The 21,935-nt window shown below is 67.9% G+C and carries 13 protein-coding genes; 7 read left to right on the forward strand and 6 right to left on the reverse strand.

Annotated elements, in window-relative coordinates:
• Positions 1-99: 99 nt before the first annotated feature.
• Positions 100-1,860, reverse strand: coding sequence for an ABC transporter ATP-binding protein (locus ACWD3H_RS45380; protein ID WP_451959457.1), 1,761 nt, complete (start codon positions 1,858-1,860; stop codon positions 100-102).
• Positions 1,861-1,942: 82 nt separating this feature from the next.
• On the opposite strand from ACWD3H_RS45380, the gene ACWD3H_RS45385 reads away from it, so the two are divergent.
• Positions 1,943-2,104 (forward strand): hypothetical protein, encoded by a 162-nt coding sequence (locus tag ACWD3H_RS45385; protein WP_350930096.1) that lies wholly within the window; start codon positions 1,943-1,945, stop codon positions 2,102-2,104.
• A gap of 463 nt (positions 2,105-2,567) precedes the next feature.
• On the opposite strand, the gene ACWD3H_RS45390 is transcribed toward ACWD3H_RS45385, so the two are convergent.
• Together ACWD3H_RS45390 and ACWD3H_RS45395 are read right to left on the reverse strand one after the other, a co-directional pair.
• Entirely contained in the window at positions 2,568-3,506 is a 939-nt protein-coding gene (locus ACWD3H_RS45390) for an NAD-dependent epimerase/dehydratase family protein (RefSeq protein WP_451959458.1), read from the reverse strand.
• A 64-nt stretch (positions 3,507-3,570) separates the two neighbouring features.
• A complete protein-coding gene (locus tag ACWD3H_RS45395) occupies positions 3,571-4,800 on the reverse strand; it encodes a methyltransferase domain-containing protein (RefSeq protein ID WP_451959459.1) in 1,230 nt (409 codons plus the stop codon).
• 275 nt (positions 4,801-5,075) lie between these two features.
• Here ACWD3H_RS45395 and rfbB point away from each other — a divergent pair, with 275 nt between their 5' ends.
• Complete coding sequence (gene rfbB, locus ACWD3H_RS45400; RefSeq protein ID WP_451959460.1) at positions 5,076-6,041, forward strand: dTDP-glucose 4,6-dehydratase; 966 nt, start codon at positions 5,076-5,078, stop codon at positions 6,039-6,041.
• A 531-nt stretch (positions 6,042-6,572) separates the two neighbouring features.
• On the opposite strand, the gene ACWD3H_RS45405 is transcribed toward rfbB, so the two are convergent.
• Positions 6,573-7,808: a glycosyltransferase gene (locus ACWD3H_RS45405; RefSeq protein WP_451959461.1), complete on the reverse strand. Its 1,236-nt coding sequence runs from the start codon at positions 7,806-7,808 to the stop codon at positions 6,573-6,575.
• 740 nt (positions 7,809-8,548) lie between these two features.
• Between ACWD3H_RS45405 and asnB the strand changes: the two genes are divergently transcribed.
• Positions 8,549-10,393, forward strand: a complete 1,845-nt coding sequence (gene asnB / locus ACWD3H_RS45410) for an asparagine synthase (glutamine-hydrolyzing) (RefSeq protein ID WP_451959462.1) — start codon at positions 8,549-8,551, stop codon at positions 10,391-10,393.
• Positions 10,394-10,764: 371 nt separating this feature from the next.
• Here the strand turns inward: asnB and tnpA are convergent, their stop codons facing one another.
• Positions 10,765-11,193, reverse strand: a complete 429-nt coding sequence (gene tnpA / locus ACWD3H_RS45415) for an IS200/IS605 family transposase (RefSeq protein WP_451959463.1) — start codon at positions 11,191-11,193, stop codon at positions 10,765-10,767.
• A gap of 24 nt (positions 11,194-11,217) precedes the next feature.
• Between tnpA and ACWD3H_RS45420 the strand changes: the two genes are divergently transcribed.
• From ACWD3H_RS45420 to ACWD3H_RS45430, 3 genes are all read left to right on the forward strand, one after another.
• Positions 11,218-12,360 (forward strand): RNA-guided endonuclease InsQ/TnpB family protein, encoded by a 1,143-nt coding sequence (locus ACWD3H_RS45420; protein ID WP_451959464.1) that lies wholly within the window; start codon positions 11,218-11,220, stop codon positions 12,358-12,360.
• Between the two features lie 256 nt (positions 12,361-12,616).
• Positions 12,617-13,294 carry a thioesterase II family protein gene (locus ACWD3H_RS45425; RefSeq protein ID WP_451959467.1) on the forward strand — a complete coding sequence of 226 codons (678 nt, stop codon included), beginning with the start codon at positions 12,617-12,619 and terminating at the stop codon, positions 13,292-13,294.
• Between the two features lie 302 nt (positions 13,295-13,596).
• A complete protein-coding gene (locus ACWD3H_RS45430) occupies positions 13,597-15,144 on the forward strand; it encodes a glycosyltransferase family 39 protein (protein WP_451959465.1) in 1,548 nt (515 codons plus the stop codon).
• 73 nt (positions 15,145-15,217) lie between these two features.
• On the opposite strand, the gene ACWD3H_RS45435 is transcribed toward ACWD3H_RS45430, so the two are convergent.
• Positions 15,218-16,294 (reverse strand): DegT/DnrJ/EryC1/StrS family aminotransferase, encoded by a 1,077-nt coding sequence (locus ACWD3H_RS45435; RefSeq protein WP_451959466.1) that lies wholly within the window; start codon positions 16,292-16,294, stop codon positions 15,218-15,220.
• A 530-nt stretch (positions 16,295-16,824) separates the two neighbouring features.
• Between ACWD3H_RS45435 and ACWD3H_RS45440 the strand changes: the two genes are divergently transcribed.
• Positions 16,825-21,935 (forward strand): beta-ketoacyl synthase N-terminal-like domain-containing protein (locus ACWD3H_RS45440; RefSeq protein ID WP_451959468.1); only part of this gene is annotated, 5,111 nt, incomplete at its 3' end.

Below are 21,935 nucleotides of genomic sequence, written 5' to 3' on the forward strand. Positions count from 1 at the left end.
GCTGCGGATCCTGCCGCACTGGAAGGAGTGGCGGATGGGCGACATCGGCCGCATCAACGTTCAGGAGTGGGTGCGGAAGCTGGTCGGCTCCCTGGAGCATCAGGACGTGACGAGGAACTGGGTCGCGGCAAGCTCGCGGTAGAGGTCGTCGGCGTCGACCAACTCGTCATGAGTGCCGTAGGCGCGGACCCGGCCTGCCTCCATGAGGATGATCCGGTTGGCGCCGGTGACGGTGGACAGCCGATGGGCTATGACCAGGACCGTGGTCTCTCGCGCCACCTCGGCCACCACCTCGCGCAGGCGCAGCTCGTTCATGGCGTCGAGCTGCGAGGTGGCCTCGTCGAGCAGCAGCAAACGGGGTTTGCGGAGCAGTGCCCTGGCGATGGCCACCCGCTGGCGCTCCCCGCCCGAGAGCAGGACGCCGCGGTGGCCGACAGGCGTATCGAGGCCTTCGGGCAGGCGGGCGATCAGATCGTCCAGGCGGGTGCGGGCCAGGGTGTGGGCGATCTCCTCCTCGGTAGCGCCAGGCGCTCCGAAGACGAGGTTCTCCCGGAATGTGCCAGCGAGGACGGGGGCGTCCTGCTCCACGTAGCTGAGCGAAGCGCGCAGCTCGCTCAGTGGCCACTCGCGGATGTCTCGGCCACCGATGAGGATCGTCCCGGCCTGTGGCTCGTAGAACCGTTCGATGAGCCCGAAGACCGTGGACTTGCCGGCTCCCGAAGGGCCGACCAGGGCTGTCATGCCACCAGCGGGCACCTTGAAGTTCACCTGGTTGTGGATGATCGGCCGGTCTTCGCCGTACCGGAAGACCACGCCGCTGAAGGTGAGGCCGACGGGGGCACCGGTCTCCGGCTTCCACGTCTCGAGGGTGGGCGGCTCGGACGGAAGCTCGGAGATCTCCTGGATGCGAGCTATCGCGGCCAGGCCGTTCTGTATCTGGGTGAGGTTCTGGATCAGCGTCCCGATTGGGGACACCAGGTAGAACAGGTAGAGAAGGAACGCGATCAGCGACGAGATCTCCATCGACCCGCTGGCGACACGCGCGCCGCCCACTCCAAGCACGGCGAGGAACGCCAGCTGGGTTGACATCCAGGCGGCGATGCCCGTGACCGAGCTCCACGCGGCGGCGGTCACGCCGCGGTCACGCGCCTCGGTTGCCGCGGCGCCCACCAGCGCGATCTCGCGTGACTCGGCCCCGCTGGCCTTGACCGTGCGGAACGCCTGGAGAGTACGGTCGAGCGCGGAGTTCATCTCGCCCAGGGCCACCTGGGCCTGGAGCGACGCCCGGCGGATGCGCGGCGTGATCGACGCCGCTATGAGGCCGATCAGGGCGATCACCGCGAGCGTGATCATGAGGAGCAGGCCGTCGATGATGGCCATCAGCACCACCGCACCCAGGAACACGAAGATCGCGTCCACTGAGCTGGCCAGCGCCTCCGTGCAGACGGCGCGCAGCAGCGTGGTGTCGGAGTTGACCCGGGAGAGCAGGTCCCCCGGCTTGAGCCGGTCCACGTCGGCCACCCTGAGCCGCAGGATGCGATCAACGAGGCTCATGCGCGAGGCCAGCACGATTCCCTCGCCCATCCGCTCGAGCAGGAAGCGCCCCGCCGTCAAGACCAGGGCCGCCACCAGGACCGACGCCGACAGCCAGAGCACCGGGCCGATGAGGTCGCCACCCTTCCCGAAGGTGTCGATCACGCTCTTGGCGAGGATCGGCATCGCCAGCCCGGCGGAGCTGCCCACCAAAGTGAGCACGCCACCCAGCAGCAGCACGCGCTTGTGCGGGCGGACTAGGTCGAACAGCAGCCGCCACGAGTTCCGCTTGCTCAGCTTCCGCTTGCTCAGGCCGCTCGGTGCCACCCGCCCGCGAAGAATCTCCCCCCGCCGAAGCGCTTGTGCGCCGCCTGCTTTCCGACCCCGACGGCCTGCGCTATGTGCACCCATGACTCCCCTGTACGCGTACCCGGCGCACCTGGACGGCGGCCAGCCGATCGACCTGGCGGCGCAACTCGGCGGCGGCACGCAGCGCACGCAAAGGGTCGTCCCCTTCTGCTTCGGTCACCAGAGCCACGATTTCCCCATTCGTAAGGTCAACGTACGTTGACCACCCAAGGGGTCGTTCACATCGATGTCGACACCATTGACCGCGTCGATCCGCTGACCGTCCACGTGAAAACCGTGTGTCGGTCCACGGGTTGTGATCATGGAAATCCCTCTCGCCGCCCACGGCCAGTAGCGACACTAGATGTCGAAAGACCAGGAAATCACCGGAGTTCGTGGCGTATGGGACCGGTTGACAGCCTCGGGCTGGGGCTCACCGGCCCAGCTTCTAGTGTTTTTGCGAGTCGCTGCTGGGTTTCACTGGTCGGAGTGGCATTCGGCGCGATGAAGGGGTAAACGGATCGTGAGTACCGCGGACGACGTCAGTACCGCTTGGGTCCGTCGTTATCATCCGGTGGTGGGGGCGGGTAAGCGCCTGGTGTGCTTTCCGCACGCGGGTGGGTCGGCGAGCTTTTTTCGTCCGGTCTCGGCCAGGTTCTCGCCGGGCGCCGATGCGGTGCTGATCGTCAGGCGTGCCAGGTGCGCCATGCGTCGGAGATCATCTCGGTAAGGCCCGATCGCTCGGGAAGCCAGCCGAGTTCTTTCACCGCGCGGCTGTTGTCGGCCGTGAGGATCTGCGGTTCCCGCTTGGGCGGCGCCTTTCGGACCGGTACCGGAAGGCCGGTCACAGCTTCCGCTGTCGCCACGACCTGCGCCATGCTGGACGCGGTGCCGCTCCCTATGTTGTAGACGCGGTGCTCGCCTACCTTCACGGCGGCGAGCGACAGCCGCATCGCTGTCACCACGTCGAGGATGTGGACGAAGTCGCGGACCGCGGATCCGTCGCCGTTGAGTGTGATGTACGGCAACTCGCCGGTGAGCGCGCGGAATACGTTCGGGATGATACGCGCGGTGTCGGTGTCGGTGCGCCCATCGGCCGCTCCGGCGATGTTGAAGCACCGAAGCGTGACCGCGCCAATCGCTCCAGTGGCGGCGTACGCCGCGACGAGCTGCTCCGCCCCGACCTTCGACGCCGCGTAGGGACTCTCCGGGTGGGGTTCCAGATCCTCGCTCATGGCACCGACGTGCTGCGAGCCGTAAACCTTGTCGGTCGATGCGAACACGAATCGAGTCGGCGGCACCGATTCACGGATGTCGTCGAGCGCCATAAGGAGGTTGAGGGTGCCAACCACGTTTACGTCGTAATACGTCAGCGGGTCGGCGAACGAGTCCCGCCCTCGGGACACTGCGGCGAGGTGGCATACCGCGTCGAAGCGTCCGGCGGCGACTATTTCCCGGATTCGGCCGCGGTCCCGGACATCGCCTTCCACCAGGCCGACGCCGGCGTGCCGCCCCGCGTCCGTGCGGCCCCGGGTCAGGACGGTGACCTGGTGGTCGGCGGCAAGAAGGTCGAGGGTGACCGCATGGCCGAGATAGCCCAGACCTCCAGTGACCAGGACGTGCACGTCAGTTCCTCCAGACGATCGTCATGTGACATTCCAGGCCAATAGGATCATCCGGCTAACCACTTCACTTGATGGACAGCTCCGGGAACGGCACGACGAACGCGCCGCCGGCTGCCGAGAACGCCGCCGACCGGGCGCGGATACTGGCCTCGAAGTTCCAGGCGAACAGCACGCAGTAGTCGGCCGCGTTCGCGGCCAACCGCTCGGAGCTCACAATGGGGATACCGTCGCCCGGCGTGTACTTGCCCACCTTGCGCGGGTTGTCATCGACGATCCAGGCGATCTCACCGCCCACTCCGGCCTGGGAGAGCAGGGTGACGGCCCGCGCCGACGCGCCGTACCCGCAGACCCGCCGGCCGACTCTCGACAGGCCGCCCAGCACGTCGTTGAGGGTCGTGCAGACCCGGTCGATGCGGTCCGCGAAGCCGTCGAGAAAACTGCCGTCGGGCACCCCCGCGTCGACCTCGGCCTGCAGGATCCGGTCGAATCCGGCCGTCGAGGGGCGGGCCTCGTCATCGCGGCGTATCCAGCAGCGCAACGAGCCTCCCTGGGTCGGGATGAGCTCGGCGTCGGACACCGTGAGCCCGTTCGCCTCGGCCGCCTGTGCCAGCACGTGCAGGGAGAAGTACGAAAGATGCTCGTGGTAGACGAACTCGAAGATACCGTGCTGGACCATCGGCAGGACGTGCGCGACCTCGATGACGGCGCAGCCACCCGGTTTGAGGAGCAGGCGGATCGCGCGGAGAACTCCGTTCACGTCGTTGACGTGGGCGAGCACATTGCTGCCCAACACCGCGTCAACGGGCCCGATGTCACTCAGTATCTTCTCGGCCGACTCCACACCGAAATGCGCGGTCAGCGTTGGAATTCCCTGCTCCTGCGCGTGGACCCCGAGCTCGACCGCCGGGTCGACACCGAGCACCCGCATGCCGCGCTCGGCGAAGAAGCTCAGTTGCGTGCCGTCGTTCGAGCCGATTTCGAGCACCTTCGCCCCGGCGGCCAGCTCCAGTCGATCCGTGACCCGGGTGGCCAGCGCACGGCAGTGGTCGACGAGGGCAGGAGCGGCACCCGTGGCGTACCGGTAGTCGGCGAACAGCACCGATCGGGGAACGACGTCCACAAGCTGGACCAGGCCGCATCCGGCGCAGCGCACGAGGTCCAATGGGTACCGGTGCTGAGATCGGGCCGCCTCGGCCGTGGGTGCGATGTCGTTGGCGGGCGGAGTCGGGGTGAGCGAGACCACCTGTTCCAGACGGTTGGTCCCGCACACCAGGCAGCGGCCGGTGGTGTCCATCAGAGTTCTCTCCTTCCACCCATCGTGTTGCCCAGCCGTCGTGGCCACCGCGCTCGATCTGGCGGAAGTCCTTTCGACAGCTCACGACAAGTCCTCGATCAGCTGGCGGTCGGAGCTTACGTCCGCCAACACTAGGGGAATTACCTGATCGGCTGAGGCACAATCACCTGAACGAAACCCCTTGATCTGGGGGAATCACATGATCGCCGACACCGTGTTTCCGTCCGAGTTGTCCGCCAGAGGCGAGGCAGGTAACGCGGATGAAGGAGTATCAGATGCGAATCCTGGTCACTGGCGGAGCTGGGTTCATCGGATCCCATTTCGTACGGTCAATGTTGGACGGCCGATATCCCGGCCATGAGGACACCCGAGTCACCGTTCTGGACAAGTTGACCTACGCCGGCAGGAGGGAGAACCTGCCCGAGGCACATCCGAAGTTGACCTTTGTGCGTGGTGACATCTGCGATCGGGAGCTGCTGGCCGATCTTCTGCCCGGACACGACGGAGTCGTGCATTTCGCTGCCGAGTCGCATGTCGACAGGGCGGTGGACGACGCGGACCCGTTCGTGTGGGCCAATGTGATGGGCACCCACCGCCTTCTCGAACAATGCGGGACGAGTGGAATCCAGCGCGTCGTGCACGTGTCCACCGACGAGGTGTACGGGTCGATCGAGCAGGGATCATGGACGGAACGGTTTCGGCTCGAGCCCAACAACCCGTACTCGGCGTCGAAGGCGGCCAGTGATTGCCTCGCCCGATCGCACTGGCGCACTTACGGCCTGGACTTGTCGATCACCCGATGCTCCAACAACTATGGACCCCGGCAGCATCCGGAGAAGATCATTCCCCGTTTTGTCACCCGTCTGCTCCAGGGGCGCGACCTCACGCTGCACGGCGACGGCGGCGCCATCCGCGAATGGCTGCACGTCGACGACCACTGCCGCGGCATTTCCATGGTCCTTGACAAGGGTCGCGCCGGCGAGATCTACAACATCGGCGGCGGGATAGAACTCACCAACCGTGAGCTGACCGGCCTTCTGCTCGAACTGGCCGGGGCCGATTGGGACCGGGTCCGCTATGTGGCAGACCGGCGGGCTCAGGACCACCGGTACTCGATCGACCACAGGAAGATCACCGAGGAGATCGGGTTCGAACCCATGATCGATTTCAGGGAAGGTCTCGCGGGCACCATCACCTGGTACCGGGAGAACCGATCCTGGTGGGCGGCTCTTGACGCGTAGTGGTCACGGCCGGAAGTCCCGGTGACGGTTCGCGGGTTGGCGTGCGGAGCCATCCCGCGCGGTGATGCGATTTCTGACGGCCCGCCGTACGGGGACATGCAGGGTCAGTACCTCTGTACCACGGCCCGTGACCGCCGGTCGACAACGCGATCGCGCGAGGTCATGCGCCTTCGCCGTACGGTTTTCGTGTTCGGTGTGGACGGCATCGACGTCCTGGCCCCTCTCCGGGGCAGTGGTGGTGGATCGGCGGGGGCGACCATGACGGGTCTGCCGGTCCCGGCTGAAGTCGGGAGCCCGCCGCGCCAGGTCGCCGTCCGTGTCGGTTCGGTACCGCCGGACCCACACCTGCTGCGATACCGGTGCTCCTGGCAGACCCCGCGACCGCGATGGCCGCTGTCGGCGAAGACCGCCCGCAGGATCTTCATCCGGTCCTGCCCAACCTGGAGCACATGGGCTTCTCCCGCGGGATCCGGTCATAGCGGACCGGGCGGCCATACCGGCGGGCCCACCGCGCTGTGACCGGAGCCACTTCTACCTGGCCACGAACACCTCCTCGATCGCGCGAACCGCCATCCCCGTCCCGTCCTCCTTACGGATCGCGGCACCGAGTGCCCGAGCGCGGGTGGCCATACCGCTGTCGGTGAGCAGGCGATTGAGCGTGCCTCGCAACCAGCCGGCCTTGAGGGCGTGGTGGTGACGAGGCGGGGGCCCGACGCCGAGCTGCGCGATCCTCCTTCCCCAGTGGAGCTGATCACCTTGAAGCCACACGACCGCCTGCGGGATACCGGCCCGGAACGCCGCCGCGGTCGTCCCGGCCCCCCCGTGATGGACGACGCACGCGGCGCGGGCATAGAGCCACCCGTGCGGGACGAAGTCCGCCAGAAAGATGTTGGGCGGCAGCTCCTGGTCTCCGAGCCCCGCCCAGCCGGATTGCAGGACGACACGCCGGCCCAGGCCGCGAACCGCCTTAAGCAGCTGCTCTGTGACCGCACGGGCGTCGAACCCGTTGTTCGAGCCAAAGCCGATCACCACCGGCGGCTCGTCGGCGATGAACGCCGCGAGGTCGTCCGGGGGTACGTACTCCGGTTCCTCGAGAAACCAGTATCCCATGGTGCGGTAGGTGGACTCGAAGAGCGGATCGTGCTTGAGGATGCTCGGGCTGATGGCGATGAGGTTGAGCAGGCGCGAATGGCTCGCGTCGAAGAGAACGTCGCGCCAGGGCGGAAGGCCGGCTGCGGCGACGACAGGGGTGAACAGTTTGTCGGTCGCGAGCCTGACCCCCCCGCCAACGACCGACCATGCGAGGGCGTTGCCGACGGGCCCGAAATCGATATTGTTCGGGCCATGCCCGCGCGCTCGGTGCAGTGGCCAGGTGTGGTGCACGCTCACCTGGGGCGTGCCGACCGCGCGCGCCGCGGCGACCGCGCCGATGGCCAGCGGTGAGTTGATGACGACGTCGGCCTCACGGGCCAGCGCCATCAGTTGCGGTACCGCGGCACGCTGCTCCTGCGCCAGGAATTCGATCACAACCGTCAGTTGTCGCAGCTTGTTCTTCTCGTTGAGAATACGGATGTAGTTCGCCTGGAATTCCGTCTCGTTCCAAGTCGGCCTGCCGACGAAGGGAACACCGACAGCGTCGGCGCGCGCTGCGTAACCGTCGGAGGCCGAGAGCTTGACGTCGTGGCCCTCCGCGAGCAGACGCTTTCCGAGGGCAAGAAAAGGCTGGAGGTCCCCCTCCGAGCCGACGGTTACTATGAGGACACGCATCGTATCAAAGCCGGACAGTCGAGGGTCGGATCAGCGGCGGTCGGAGTTGGGCTCACTCTTGATTGCCTCCCTGGATCGGCTGCCGAAGTGACATGTGTGACGGATCCGAGCAGCGATCTTGCTTGCCTGTCCGGCACATCCTGGTGCGACCGATTCCCGGAAATCATTAGAATCACGGCGCCGATGCGGGTGACGTGCGGGTCTTCGCCGCCGCACAAGGGAGTCCGGTGCGGCGTTCCTCATCGGAAGCCCGGATCCACCTTGGCTCCGGGCATCGGGAAGGCGGCCCTGACAGCCTTGGCTTCTCGGTCGCGCGTCCGTGACCTCCATAAGCACCGGCCGGGGCTTGAGCACCTACCGGGTTTCAATTGCCGCCGGCCTGCCGGGCCGGGATTCGCCCCACCTGCCGCCGAGCGTTACCCAAACACGCTCAACTCATCCCCGCCCTGACCAAACCCGACTAGGCGTTTTCCTAGAAAAGTGTCCATAACATCAGGTTTCGGCAGGGCGTCGGGGCCGGCGCCTGCGGTTACCAGGGCGGAGGTGGACGATGACATCTCCCCGGATGTCGTCCAAGCCCCAATCGATAGGTGAGTGCCGGGTGCCGGCCGCCTCCCGGCGGAAGGCCAGGTCTGCGGCAGATCCCTCAACCTTCATGAGTGCTCTGTTGGGATCTAACCGAGCAGAGCACTCACGAGAGCCGTGGTCGATTTCTGTGACAGACAAGGAGAGGACCGGTTATGTGTGGGATCACGGGCTGGGTGTCCTATGACGCGGACCTGACCGAACAGCAGGCCACGATTGACGCGATGACCGTCACCATGGCGCTGCGCGGGCCCGACGCCTCCGGAACGTGGTTGCAACGGCATGCCGCGCTCGGTCACCGAAGGCTGGCGGTCATCGACCTGGACGGTGGCGTGCAACCGATGGAGTTCGCCACGCCGAACGGTCCGGTGGTCCTGGTGTACAGCGGCGAGACCTACAACTTCATCGAACTGCGCAGGGAACTGCAGGCCCGAGGGCACCGGTTCCGTACCGCGAGCGACACCGAGGTCGTGTTGCACGGTTATCTCGAATGGGGTGAAAGCGTCGCCGACCACCTCAACGGGATGTTCGCATTCGCCATCTGGGATACCCGTGATCAGAAGCTTGTCATGATCCGCGACCGGCTGGGGGTGAAGCCGCTCTACTACTACCCGACCCGTGACGGTGTGCTGTTCGGATCGGAACCAAAGGCGATTCTGGCCAACCCTCTCGCTCGCAAGGCAGTCGACATCGACGGGATACGCACGGCGGTGACCGGCATCGGGCAGGGGCAGGCGATTTGGAAAGGGATGTACGAGGTCGAGCCGGGCACGGTCGTCACTGTCGACGCGAGCGGAATCCGCAACAGGACGTACTGGAGGCTCCAGACGGCGCCGCACACCGATAACCAGAAGAGCACGATCGAACGAGTGCGGCAGTTGCTCAACGACACCGTCGGCCGACAGCTGATCTCCGACGTGCCCCAGTGCGTTCTGCTCTCCGGTGGGCTGGATTCCAGCGCGATCGCCAGTCTCGCGTCGCCCAAGCTGGCCGCGGACGGTGAACGGCTACGTACATTCTCGGTCGACTTCGTCGATCACGTCGATCGCTTCAGAGCGGATGTGTTTCGGACCACCCCGGATGCGCCGTTCGTCAAGGATATGGTCGACCTGATCAGGCCGGTACACCGGCAGGTGGTGCTGAACGCGGAAGATCTGTCCGATCCGGCCATTCGCCGTGCCGTGATCACGGCACGGGACACACCGAATGCGTTCGGTGAATCAGATATCTCAATGTACCGGCTGTTTCGAGAAATACGCAATGAGTCGACGGTGGCCCTGTCCGGCGAGGCGGCGGACGAGAACTTCGGCGGCTACCAATGGTTCCACAACGACCTTCGCGAACTTCCCATCTTTCCCTGGATGGCGGCGGTACTCGACGCGCAGCCCAGCACCCACACCGTCATGCCTTTCACGGCGGAAGCGCTGGCGGCCATGGGATTGGAAAGCTACCTGGGGGACCAGTATGCGACGGCGGTGGCGGCTGTCGATCACCTCGACAGCGCGTCGCGTGTCGAGCGTCAGATGCGCGTCATATTCCACATGCACCTGACCCGGTTCCTGCGGATGCTGCTCGATCGTAAGGACCGCCTCTCTATGGCGGTCGGCCTTGAGGTGCGGGTTCCGTACTGTGATCATCGTCTCGTCGAGTATGTCTACAACACGCCGTGGAAGCTCAAGTCGTTTGACGGCAGGGAGAAGAGCCTGCTGAGGCACGCGGTAAAGGACCTGCTTCCGCCATCGGTGGCCAACCGGGTGAAGAGCGGTTACCCGACAATGATGCATGACATTCGCTACTCGAGCGCCCTGCAAATTCAGGGCAAAGAGGTGCTGGCGGACGTCCATAGCCCGCTGTTCACGCTGTTCAACCGAGAATGGCTGAAGTATGCGGTCGAGATGGACTCGTCGAAGATATCGCACGGGGAGAAGCTCCTCCTGGACAAAATAATTGACATGTACTATTGGCTTGACATCTACTCGCCAGAGTTCGCCCTGTCCTGACCACTCTGCCGTGGGCCGTCCGCCGCTTTGGAGAATGAACCTTCAAGGTGGCGGTCCGGGCAACGCCGACTCGGGCACCGTGAACATCAAGGCGAGCCTGACCTGGCCCGTCCGCCCCTCCCCTGAACGCCCGCGGCCGGTTGCGCGCACTGGTCACGGGCGCGCCGGTCACCCCGGCGCCGGGGTCCGGTACGCCGGCCGACCCGTGGCGGGTCGATCTGGTCGACGGCGTCGAACTGGACGTATGGCGGGACGGCGACTTCAGCGTGATCTGGTGTGGAACCCCGGGCGTTCACGCCCGGGAGGAAACGACAGCGCGGGAGGGCCGCCAAGGCCCGAGCGGTGCGGTGACCGGTAGATCGTCGAGCGGCTCAGCCCGGGCGCCTCTGGTCTTCGATGTACTCCTCGATGATCGATAGGGGTGCGCCGCCGCAGGAGGCGGCGAAGTACGACGGCGACCAGAAATGCCCGCCCCACAGATACTTGCCGATATGTGCCGGATACTCCTTGCGCAGTAGCCGGGCGGACACGCCCTTGAGGCTGTTCACCAGCGTCGAGAGGGCGACCTTGGGCGGGTAGTGCACGAGCAGGTGCACGTGATCTTCCTCGCCGTTGAACTCGACCAGCTCCGCCCCGAAGCTGTCGCACACCTCGATCATGATGTCTTCGCAGCGACGCAGAATCTCGTCGGTGAACACACCTCGCCGAGACCTTGGGATGAAGACCAAATGCACGTGAAGCGCGCAAACAACGCTTCGGCCTCTTCTTATGTCGGGGTTCGGTTCCCATCTCGGTGACATGGACCTAACGCTAGAGTGTTCGATGTGAAGCTGGTGGTGCAGGTGAGACTTCTACCGACGCCCGAGCAGGCGGCGGCGCTGGAGGCGACTCTGTGTGCGGTCAACGAGGCGGCCACCTGGGTCTCGGCACTTGCCCACCACCAGCGGGTATTTCGCAATTACGACCTGCGCAGGCACGCCTACGGGCAGATCAAGGACGACTACGGGCTGGCAGCTCAGGCCGCGCAGCATGTCATCAAGAAGGTCACCGACGCCTACGCCACGCTGCACGCCAATCTCCGCAACGGCCAGGTGGGCAGGTCCGGCTCCGCGCGGCGCGAGCGGGCCTTGGCCACGCCGATCGTCTTTCGCCCCGGCGCGGCCCAGCCGTTCGACGACCGCTGTCTGTCCTGGCGGATGGACGCGCGGACGGTGTCGATCTGGACCACGTGCGGGCGGATGAAGAGCGTGGCGTTCAGCGCCTCGGCCGATCAGCTCCAGACGTTGGCCGCCTACCGCAAGGGCGAATCGGACCTGGTGTACCGCGATGGCATGTGGTTCCTCATCGCCACCTGCGACGTTCCCGACCGGCCGGTCGCCGCCCCGGACGGATTCCTGGGGGTGGATCTGGGGATCGCCAACATCGCGACCACCAGTGGCGGGGTTCGCCACAGCGGCAAGGGCCTGAACGCGGTCCGCCACCGCCACCGCGAGCTGCGCCGCCGCCTGCAGGCCAAGCAGACCAAGTCCGCCAAACGGCTGCTGAGGAAACGCCGCCGCAAAGAAGCGCGCTTCGCCGCCGACACCAACCACACCATCGCCAAACGCATCGTGACCGAGGCGACACGCACCGGGCAAGGCATCGCCCTGGAAGATCTCCAGGGCATCCGCGACCGGGTACGGCTCCGCAAGCCCCAGCGGGTCACGTTGCATTCGTGGAGCTTCCACCAGCTCGGCCGGTTCATCGCCTACAAGGCGGCCCGTGCCGGTGTCGCTCTGGTATATGTGGACCCGGCCTACACCTCGCAAGCCTGCTCGGCCTGCGGGCATGTGGACAAGAAGAACCGGCCCGACCAGGCCGGCTTCGCCTGTACGTCGTGCGGCTTCGCTGAGCACGCCGACGTCAACGCAGCTCGTAACATCGCCTCGCGCGGTGTCACAAGCTGGGCAGTGAGTCACGCTGCCTGACGCGGACCAAACCGTCGAAGCCACCGACGGCGAGGAGCTGCAAGCTCAGTCCTTCAGGACTGAGAAGCTGACTGGAGATCCCGATGCGCTGCTGGAGTACTGGCTTCTAGTGATTTTGCGAGTCGTTGCCGGGGTTCACTGGTCGGAGTGGCATTCGGCGCGATGAGGGGGTCAACAGATCGTGAGTACCGCGGACGACGTCAGCACCGTATGGGTCCGTCGTTATCATCCGGTGGTGGGGGCGGGTAAGCGCCTGGTGTGCTTTCCGCACGCGGGTGGGTCGGCGAGTTTCTTTCGTCCGGTCTCGGCCAGGTTCTCGCCGGGGGCCGATGTGGTGGCTATCCAGTATCCCGGGCGGCAGGATCGGTTGCGGGAGCCGTGTATCACCGACATCGGCGTCCTGGCGGATCGGATCGTCGATGAGCTGATCACGTTGTCGGAGAAGCCGACGGTCTTCTTCGGGCACAGTATGGGGTCGGTGATCGGTTTTGAGGTGGCCTGCCGGCTTGAGCGCAAGGGTGTCGGCGCGCCGCACACGTTGATCGCCTCGGGGCGTCGCGGGCCGTCCACTGTGCGGGATGAGTCGGTGCATCGGCGTGATGACGATGGCATCATCGCCGAGCTCAAGCTGCTGAACGGTACGGATGCCGGGTTGCTCGGTGATGAGGAGATCCTGCGGATGGCGTTGCCCGCGCTGCGGGGTGATTATCGTGCGATCGAGACCTATCGTGGGGATCCGGAGCAGAGCATGGGTGGTTCGATCACCGTGCTGACCGGGGACGCCGATCCGAGGACGACGGTCGAGGAGGCGGAGGTCTGGAGCCGGCACACCTCGGGGCGTTTCCGTATGAGGGTGTTTTCCGGGGGGCATTTCTTCCTCACCCGGCATCAGCGGGCGGTGAACGAGGAGATCGCCCTGGAACTCGGGGCGTAGCGCGAGACATGCGACACGGCCGACCTCAAGCCGCCGACGTCGCAGCTTGAGGTCGGCCGGCCGGATCTTCAACGGAGCCTTCTCCGTCTCGACCCGGGAGAGCCTGGCTCAGGGGGTGATCGCCATGCCGGTGAACGTGCTGCGGCACCGGTCGCGGATGCGGGAGGGCGCCGGCGGCGACCCGGTGCTCCTGACGCGGCCAGCCCCTGGATCGAGGGAACCGTCCTCGACGTGAACGTTCCCGTGTGGGGACCGACGGCGCCGTGATCGGCGGCCATAGCCTACGTGAGGGTGGATGACGGATGAACGAGCCTGTCGTGAAGGCGCCGGAGGCGACTGTGGCGGCCGCCGCGCCGGAGGGCACCATCGCACCTCTGGCATGGGGTCCCGTGTCGGTCATCGCCGGAGCGGTCGCGGTGCTGCTGCTGGTGACGAGCGGCCGATACGGCTACTTCGCCGATGAGCTGTACTTCGTGGCGGCCGGCGGGCATCTGAACTGGGGTTACGCCGATCAGCCGCCATTGCTGCCGCTGATCGCACACGTGATGGACACGCTCTTTCCCGGATCCCTTGTCGCGCTGCGACTTCCGGCGACGGTGCTCACGGCGTTGGGGGTCGTCGTCGCCACCCAGATCGCCAGGGAACTGGGCGGCCGGCGCCGGGCGCAGGTGATGACCGCCGCGGTGTCCGCCATCGGCATGGTCGTCAACGGTCACCTCCTGGCCACGAACGCCTTCGACGCGTTCCTGTGGGCGGTGGTCTCATGGCTGGTGGTCCGCTGGGTTCGGTTGCGGGAGGAGGGGCGGCAGGACGACCGCCCGCTGCTGTGGGCGGGTGTCGCCACGGCCGTCGCCCTGCAGGTCAAGTTCCTGATCCCGGTGCTGTGGCTGGCGCTGGGAGCCGCCGCGCTCGCGGTGGGACCACGGGACCTGCTGCGCAGGCCGCTGCTGTGGGCCGGTGCCGCGATCACCCTGCTGACGATGCTCCCCGGGCTGGCCTGGCAGGCCGGCAACGGATGGCCGCAGTTCGAGATGGTCCAGACGGTGTCCGCGGAGGGGAGCCTGAACGGCGGCCGCGCGTCGTTCCTCCCGCTCGTGCTCGTCCAGCCCGGTCTGCTGATCGGGGCCGTGCTGGCCTGGTACGGCCTGTGGCGGCTCCTGCGGTCCACACTGCTCGGGCCCTACCGGTTCTACGGCGTGGCCGCCGTCGCGGTGATCCTGATCTTCTGGCTGGCCGGTGGCCGGTGGTACTACGTGACCGGGCTGTTCCCGGTGCTGTGGTCCGTGGCCGCGGTCGAACTGCAGCGGCGCCGGCCGGCGCGCTGGTGGCGTTGGGTGCCCACCTGGCCGGTCTTCGCGCTGTCGGTGCTGCCGGCCCTCTACTGGCTACCGGTCCTGCCCGGGGCCTGGGTGCAACAGCCCAGGGCCGGCGAGAACCTCGGGGTCAACATCATCACGATCGGCCAGTTCGGCTGGCCGGAGTTCACCGACACGGTCGGCCGGGCGTACCGGACACTGCCGCCGGACGAACGGCGGAACGCCGTAGTGATCACCCGCGTCTACTGGCAGGCCGCCGCCATCGAGTTCTACGGCGGCGAGCGGGGGCTGCCGAAGCCGTACAGCGGCAGCCGTGGCTACTGGTACTTCGGCATGCCCCCCCAGGGGACCGGCACGGTGCTGTACGTCGGCGATGAGGGCGAGCGGCTGCGAACGTACTTCGGCGACGTACAGCAGGTGGCCACCGTGGACACCGGCCTTGGCCTGGAAGCCGGCACGCCCATCTGGCGGTGTCGCGATCCGCGGGCCTCGTGGCCGGAGCTGTGGCCGGAGTTCCGGCGGACGGCCATCTGAAGCGACTGCGGGTAGAGCGGAGGCGTACTGACCGGGGACGCGAGAGGGTCCGACCGGTCAGGCCGCCGAAGGGTCACATGCGCCGCGTGGCCTGACCCGTCAGGTAGAACTCGCGTACCTTCCCGATCACCCGGTCCTGGTCGGACTCGGTCAGTCCGGGGTCGGTGGGCAGATAGAGACCGTCGGCCGCGAAGCGGGCGGCGTTCAGCGCCGGCCAGTCGGGGTTGAAGTACATCGGCTGGCGGCTCATGGGCTGGAAGAACGGCCGGGTCTCGATCCCCGCGTCGGTCAGGAACTCCCGCAGCTCCTCCCGCCGCTCCGCCCGGATGTCGTACATCCACAGGACGTCGCGGGGCGGCATGACGGTGATCCCGTCGACGCCGTCGAGCCCGCTGTCGTAGTGGTTCTCGATCCGCTTGCGGATGGCGAGTATCTCGTCGATCTGCTCCAGCTGGGCCAGGGCGACCGCGGCCTGCATGTTGGTCATGCGGAAGTTGTAGGCCAGCTTCTTGTGGATGAAGTCGTGTTCCTTGCTGAAGGCCATGCTGCGCAGGTGGGCCATCTGCCGGGCGAGCTGCTCGCTGTTCGTGACGCAGACACCCCCCTCACCGGCAGTGATGATCTTGTTGGCGAACAGCGAGAAGCACGCGATGTCACCCACCGGGCGCACGCCGTGCGCCTCCGCCGAATCCTCCACCACTCTCAGGTTGTACTCGTGCGCGAGCTTCATGATCGCGTCCATGTCACACCGCCGGCCGTAGACGTGCACCGGCATGATGACCTTGGTACGAGGGGTGATCCGAGACTCGATCAGCGAGACGTCGATGTTGAGGTCGTCGGCGCAGTCCACGAACACCGGCACCGCGCCGGTGTAGGTGACCGCCCACGCGGTGGCGACCATGGTGAACTCGGGCACCAGGACCTCGTCGCCGGGGCCGACTCCGAGCGCCCGCAGCGCGAGGGTGAGAGCGGTCGTGCCCGAGGAGCACGCGACGCCGTACGCGACGCCGTTGTACTGGGCGAACTCCTCCTCGAAGCGCCTGACGAATGGGCCCTGCGAGGATATCCAGCCGGAGCGGACGGCCTCGGTGAGGTACTCCAGTTCCCGTCCTGCGAGGTACGGCTTTGACACCTGATATTCGAACGTCATGGAGTTCCTCACTCATCAGCCAGCCGGCTCGTCGGCACGGGGTGACAAGAGGCGCTCGGAAAGTCCCGCCTTCCCCGCCGCGCCGCGACGCGGGACCCTCCGGACACGCGCCGGGTCAACTACAGAAGAACCCGGGCGGCACTCGTGAAAACACTAGGATCCGCGCGCCACGGGGCACGAGACCGGGTCGGCTCAGGTCATCGTGGCGAACAGGGCCGGGGGCGTGGCCGGTGGGACGCCTGGCCTGATGAGGCACCGGAGGCGACTCCTTCCGCGTCGCCGGGTCACAATCACGCGCGCACCGTCTTTTCACACCGGCTTTTCACACCGTCTTTTTCGCGCCGCCTGACCTGCGGCGCCGCACAACTAGTGAAACGCGCAGCGTGCGCTCGGCATAGTTCGTGCTGGCCGTGAGGCCACGAGCCGGATGCGGCGATTCGAGCGCCCGCCCTTGCCGGGCGGCGGATCGAGTTTCCGCATGTCGGCATTACGACGTGTATGGGGAGCGGCGCGTGAATCGATCCGAGTTCATGCCTGGCCATGACTCCGGCACGGATGACGATCGCATCGCGATCGTCGGAGTGTCCTGCCGGTTGCCCTCTGCGCCAGGTCCGGCGGAGTTCTGGCGGCTACTGCGCGACGGCGTGAGCGCCGTGTCCACGGTGCCGCCCGGCCGCTGGAGCGCGGATACGGAGTTCGGTTCCGGCGCGCACGGCGCGTTCCTGGACGGGATCGACCGGTTCGACGCCGGGTTCTTCGCGATCTCACCCCGTGAGGCCCGCGCGATGGATCCCCAGCAACGGCTGATGCTGGAGCTCGGCTGGGAGGCTCTGGAGAACGCGCGTATCGCGCCCACTCCCCTCCGCGGCACCGATGTCGGCGTGTTCATCGGTGCGATGGCCGACGACTACGCGTTGCTGAGCCGCCAGAGCGGCGCGGCGGGAATCGGCCATCACTCGCTCACGGGCGTCAACCGCAGCATCCTCGCCAACCGGGTGTCGCACTTCCTCGCTCTGACCGGCCCGAGCATGGCCGTGGACACGGGCCAGTCGTCATCGCTGGTGGCGGTGCACCTCGCCTGTGAGAGCATCCGCAGTGGCGAGTCCAGCATGGCCCTCGCGGGTGGGGTCCAGCTCAACCTCGCCGCGGAGAGCGCCCTGGCGGCCGCGGAGCTCGGCGCGCTCTCCCCGGACGGCAGGTGCTTCACCTTCGACGCGCGGGCGAACGGTTACGTCCGCGGCGAGGGCGGCGCCGTCGTCCTTCTCAAGCCGCTGTCGCGTGCCCTCGCGGACGGCGACCACGTGTACTGCGTCATCGCGGGCAGCGCGGTCAACAATGACGGTTCCGGTGAGGCGCTCACCACCCCGAGCTCCCGGGCACAGGAACGGGTGCTGCGGTCGGCGTATCGGCGCGCAGGCGTGGACCCGGCGAGCGTCGGCTACGTCGAGCTGCACGGCACCGGCACCAGGGTGGGCGATCCCATCGAGGCCACCGCGCTCGGCGCGGTGCACGGCACGGGCCGCTCGAACGCGCCGTTGTGGGTGGGATCGGCCAAGACCAACGTCGGCCATCTGGAGGGCGCCGCCGGCATCGTCGGGCTGCTCAAGACCGTGCTGGCCATCGAGCACCGGCTGCTGCCGCCGAGCCTGAACTTCGAGCGGCCGAACCCCGCGATCAGCTTCGACGAGTGGAACCTGCGCGTGGTGGCGTCTCCGACGCCGTGGCCGGTGAGCCACGGTGACGGTGACGGGCGTCTCGTCGCGGGTGTCTCGTCGTTCGGCATCGGCGGCACCAACTGCCATGTCGTGCTGACCTCCGCCCCGGAGCGCACCCGCCCTGTCCCGGTGACCGGGGGTGGGGTCGCCGTACCCGAGGGCATCGAGGAACGGCCCGAGCCGGAGACGTCGTCACCGGTGTCCTGGCCGCTGTCCGGCCACACCGAGAGCGCGCTGCGGGCACAGGCGGCCCGGCTCGCCCGCCACGTCAGGGAACGGGAGGACCTCTCGACCGGCGACGTGGCCTTCTCGTTGGCGACGACGCGGGCCGGCCTGCGCCATCGAGCGGTCGTCATCGGGGACGGACGCGAGCAACTGCTCCACGGGCTGGACGCGCTGTCGGAAGGGCGCTTCGCGTCAGGGCTGGTGCGCGGCAGGACCGACGTCGATCCCAGCTCCGGCGGCGTGCTCTCCGACCGGGTGGAGCGCCTCGATCAGATGCGGCTGGTCTTCGGGCTCGGTCAGCACACCACGCCGCTGGCCCGCGTATGGCAACGCCCCGGCCAGCAGGTCTTCGTCTTTCCCGGCCAGGGATCGCAGTGGGCCGGGATGGGGGCGGAGCTGCTCGACTCGTCGCCGGCCTTCGCCGCCGCCATGGCGGAATGCGAGGCGGCGCTGGCGCCGTTCGTCGACTGGTCGTTGACGGGCGTCGTGCGGGGGGAACCCGGCAGCCCGCCCAGGGAACGCGCCGACGTGATCCAGCCGGTGCTGTGGGCGATCATGGTCTCCCTGGCGGCGCTGTGGCGGTCGTATGGCGTGGAACCGGCCGCGGTGGTGGGCCACTCGCAGGGGGAGGTCGCCGCCGCGTGTGTCGCGGGCGCGCTGTCGCTGGAGGACGGCGCCTGGCTGGTGACCGCCAGATCGAAGCTGATCACCGAGGTCCTCTCCGGCAGAAGCGGCATGGTCTCGGTGGGACTCCCTCCGGAGGTCGTGCAGGACCGGCTGGCACGCTGGGCGGGCCGCCTGTCCATCGGCGCCGTGAACAGCCCGTCCTCCGTGGTGGTGTCCGGGGACAACGAGGCGCTGGCCGAGATGATGGCCGAGTGGGCGGACACGGTGCAGATGGGCCGGGTCAACATCGACTACGCCTCGCACTCCTCCGTCGTCGAGCAGATCGAGGAGCGCCTTGCACCGCTGCTGGCGTCGATCCGGCCGCGCAGCTCGGAGATCCCCTTCTACTCGACGGTGACCGGCGCCCCGCTGGACACGGCGGAGCTCGACGGTGACTACTGGTATCGCAACCTGCGCCGGCCGGTCGACTTCCAGGGCGCGGTCGAGCGGCTGCTGGCCGACGGGTTCGGGCTCTTCATCGAGGTGAGCCCGAACCCGGTACTGGTCGGCAGTATCCAGGAGAGCGCGCGGATCGCCGGCCGCCCGGCGGTGGCCGTCTGCACCCTCCAGAGGCACAACGCCGGGGTCTCCCGCGTGATGACCTCGATCGCCGAGCTCTACACGAACGGGGTGGAGGTCGGCTGGGAGAGGTTCCTTCCCGCCGCTTCCCGAGTCGAATTGCCGACGTATGCGTTCCAGCGTGTCCGCCACTGGCTGGAGGGGGCCGGCCTGGAACGAGAGCGGGAGGAAGCGGGGCCGCGGGCGCGGGCAGGATCGGCACCGGCGGCCGATGGGAGACCGGGCAGGCCGGGCAGGCCGGGCAGGCCGGGCAGGCCGGACGGGCCGGACGGGCCGGACGCCGTTCGGCGGCCCGGCTCCGGCAGCCCGCTGGACCTGGTCCGCGACGCGTGCGCGGCGGTTCTCGGGACGTACGATCCCGATGGGATCGATCTCGGCCTGCCCTTCAAGGAGCTCGGTTTCGACTCCGCGATGCTCGTCGAGCTCACCACCCGGCTTGATTCGGCCGCCGGGCCGGCGCTGACCGCCACCGCTCTCTTCGATCACCCCACGCCGGCGAGACTCGCCGCCTTCCTGGGGTCCACAGCCGCCACCGGTTCCGGACCCCTGCCCCCGGAACCGGTGCTCTCTCCTCCGACGGCCGACGAGCCCATCGCGATCATCGGGATGGCCTGTCGCTACCCGGGCGGGATCGACTCCCCGGAAAGCCTGTGGCGGCTGGTCGACGCCGGTGTGGACGCCGTGTCGGCGCTGCCCGCCGACCGTGGCTGGCGGATGGGCGCCCTCGCCGCGGACCATCCCGGAGGCTTCCTCCACGGCGCGGGAGACTTCGACGCCGCGTTCTTCGGGATCTCGCCGCGTGAGGCGCTGGCGATGGATCCGCAGCAGCGGCTGGCGCTGGAGGTGACCTGGGAGGCGGTGGAGCGGGCCGGGATCCCGCCGTCGTCGCTGGGCGGCACCCGGACCGGCGTGTATCTCGGCGCGATGGCGCAGGACTACGGCGCCCGGATGCACGAGGCGTCCGGTGACGCCGAAGGCTACACACTGACGGGCACCTCGCCCAGTGTCCTGTCCGGCCGGGTGGCGTACACCCTGGGGCTGGAGGGTCCCGCGATCACGGTGGACACCGCGTGCTCGTCGTCGCTGGTCGGCCTGCACCTGGCCGCGCAGGGGCTGCGGTCGGGGGAGTGCTCGCTGGCGCTGGCGGGCGGGGTCACCGTCATGTCGACGCCGGGCATCTTCCTGGAGTTCGCCAAGCAGGGCGGTCTCTCCCCGGACGGGCGGTGCAAGGCGTTCGCCGACGCCGCCGACGGCACGGGATGGGCCGAGGGCGTGGGCGTGCTGGTGCTGGAACGGCTTTCCGACGCCCGGCGCAACGGCCACCGGGTGCTCGCCGTGCTCCGCGGATCGGCCGTCAACTCCGACGGCGCCTCCAACGGCCTGACCGCTCCCAGCGGCGTCTCCCAGCAGCGGGTGATCCGGCAGGCCCTGGCCGGCGCCGGGCTCTCCCCCTCGGACGTGGACGTGGTGGAGGCGCACGGTACGGGCACCAGGCTGGGTGACCCGATCGAGATCCAGGCCCTGCTGGCGACGTACGGGCAGGACCGGGACCGGCCGCTGCTGCTCGGATCGATCAAGTCGAACATCGGTCACACCCAGGCGGCCGCGGGGGTCGCGGGCGTGATCAAGATGGTGATGGCCATGCGGCAGGGGATCGTGCCGCGGACGTTGCACGTCAACGCCCCCACGTCGCATGTGGACTGGTCGGCCGGCGCGGTCGGGCTGGTGACCGAGCGCGCCGGGTGGCCGGAGACCGGACGGCCCCGCCGGGCCGGAGTGTCGTCGTTCGGGATCAGCGGCACCAACGCGCACGTGATCGTCGAGCAGCCGTCCGAACAGGCCGAGCCCTCCGAGCCCGCTACGACACCGGGTACGGCGCCCGTCGTGGTGCCCTGGGTGGTCTCCGGTAAGACCGAGGCCGCGCTCGATGCTCAGATCGATCGGCTGACGTCCTTCGTGGCCGAGACCGGGGCGGATCCGGCCGATGTCGGCTACTCGCTGGTCAGGGCCCGCTCGGAGTTCGCCCACCGGGCGGTGCTGCTGGCAGGCGGTGACGGCGCGGCCGAGGTGGCACGGGGCGTCGCCGGCGCGCCCGGTTCGCTGGCGGTGCTGTTCGCGGGACAGGGCGCGCAGCGGATCGGGATGGGCCGCGAGCTCGCCGCCCGGTTCCCGGTCTTCGCCCGCACGCTGGACGAGGTGTTCGCGCGGCTGGCCGACAGGCTGGAGAGGTCGCCGGGTGAGGTGATGTTCGGCGCGGACGCCGGGCCGCTGGACCGCACCGAGTACGCCCAGCCGGCGCTTTTCGCGATCGAGGTGGCACTCTTCCGCCTGGTCGAGTCCTGGGGCGTGACACCGGATGTTCTGGTGGGGCACTCGATCGGCGAGATCGCCGCCGCCCACGTGGCCGGTGTGCTGTCGCTGGACGATGCCTGCGCGCTGGTCGCGGCCCGGGGCCG

The sequence above is a fragment of the Streptosporangium sp. NPDC002607 genome (assembly GCF_053592655.1).